The sequence below is a fragment of the Hydrogenivirga sp. 128-5-R1-1 genome (assembly GCF_000171895.1).
The window spans coordinates 1-1,834 of the sequence record NZ_ABHJ01000228.1; the positions used below are offsets into that span (position 1 = coordinate 1).

Here is a 1,834-nt window from a genome sequence, read left to right on the forward strand (position 1 = left end):
CTAAATATCTGTATAAAGGCATTTCAAGTTCTTCAGCTGTAGCCCTTGCAACTGCCATAGATACTGCAAGTATAGCATTTGCTCCAAGTTTTGATTTGTTTTCAGTTCCATCAGCTTTTAACATAAGACTATCTATTCTTACCTGGTCAAGAGATTCTTCCCCTATTAAGAGGTCAGCGATAACTGTATTTATATTTTCAACAGCTTTTAAAACACCTTTACCTTTGTATCTGTTGGGGTCGTTATCTCTAAGTTCTAAGGCTTCTCTTTCTCCTGTTGATGCACCGCTTGGTACTATTGCTCTTGCTCTTACACCACTTTCTAAAATAACTTCAGCTTCAACTGTTGGATTTCCTCTTGAATCTAAAACTTCTCTTCCTCTAATATCAACAATAATTGACATCCAAAAACCTCCTTATAGTTTATGATAAGCAGCTATAGCTGCTGCTATTGCTGTTGCAAGTTCTTCTGGGTCTATTGTTTCACCCTTTAGATTAAATGTAGGAAGTTTTTTATCTATATAGCCAGTATCAAACTTTCCTTTTATAAAATCTTTATCCCTTACAATCTGCCTTAAAAGAGGTAAGTTGGTAGGAGTACCCCTTAAAATAAATTCATCTAAAGCTCTCCTTGCTCTGTTTACAACTTGATTCCACTGCAGTGCCCAAACATTTAACTTTGCAATCATAGAATCGTAATAAGGAGGTATAACATAATCTTTATAAACAGCAGCATCAATTCGTACTCCGGGACCTCCCGGTGAGTAATAAGAAGTTATTTTTCCCGGAGAAGGTGCAAAATTCTTAGACGGGTCTTCTGCATTTATTCTGAATTCTATAGCGTATCCTCTGAAATTTATCTCCTCCTGTAAGAAAGGAAGAGGTTTTCCTTCAGCAATTTCTATCATTCTTTGAAGCAGGTCTACACCTGTTACAAGCTCTGTTACTGGATGTTCTACCTGTATTCTTGTATTCATTTCAATAAAATAGAAATTGTCATTTTCATCAACTAAAAACTCCAGAGTTCCAACACTTTCATATCCAAGTTTAAACATTGATTTTACAGAAACCCTATAGAGCTCTCTTCTTACTTCTTCTGAAAGGGAAGGCGATGGGGCAATTTCTATTACTTTTTGATGTCTTCTTTGAATTGAGCAGTCCCTTTCTCCAAGATGTATAACATTACCGTATTTATCTGCTATAACTTGAACTTCTATATGTCTTGGATTTTCAACATATTTTTCAATAAATACAGCTCCGTTTCCAAAAAATTTTTCTGCTTCGGCAGTGGCTGATTTGAAAAGTTCTTCAAATTCATTTTCTTTTTTAACCACTCTCATTCCGCGACCGCCGCCGCCGTAAGCTGCCTTTATAATAACCGGAAAACCTATTTTTTTAGCAACTTTTTTAGCTTCCTCCAAATCTGTTATAGGCTCATCTGTTCCTGGTAAAACAGGAACTCCGGCTTCTCTCATGGCTTTTTTAGACTTTATCTTATCTCCAAAGAGCTCAATATGCTGGGCTTTTGGTCCTATGAATATTATTCCTCTTTTTTCACAGTATCTTGCAAAATCTGCATTTTCAGATAAAAATCCGTATCCAGGATGTATTGCATCTACACCTGTACTGCGTGCTATATCTACGATTTTGTAGAAATTGAGATATGCCTTTATAGGGTCTCCAGGAATCATATATGCTTCATCAGCTTTTTTTACCCAAAGTCCTTTAGAGTCAACCTCCGAATATATCGCAACTGTTTTTATCCCAAGCTCTTTACAGGCTCTTATGATTCTTGTAGCTATTTCTCCTCTATTTGCAATTAAACCTTTCTTATT

General features: G+C 36.1%; 1 protein-coding gene and 1 pseudogene. Both read right to left on the reverse strand.

The window, feature by feature from the left end:
• Positions 1–403 (reverse strand): annotated as a pseudogene (gene eno, locus HG1285_RS03060) (phosphopyruvate hydratase); the annotation flags it as partial.
• A 12-nt stretch (positions 404–415) separates the two neighbouring features.
• Positions 416–1,834, reverse strand: a 1,419-nt coding sequence (gene accC, locus HG1285_RS03055) for an acetyl-CoA carboxylase biotin carboxylase subunit (RefSeq protein WP_008288972.1), incomplete at its 5' end; no start/stop codon positions are given.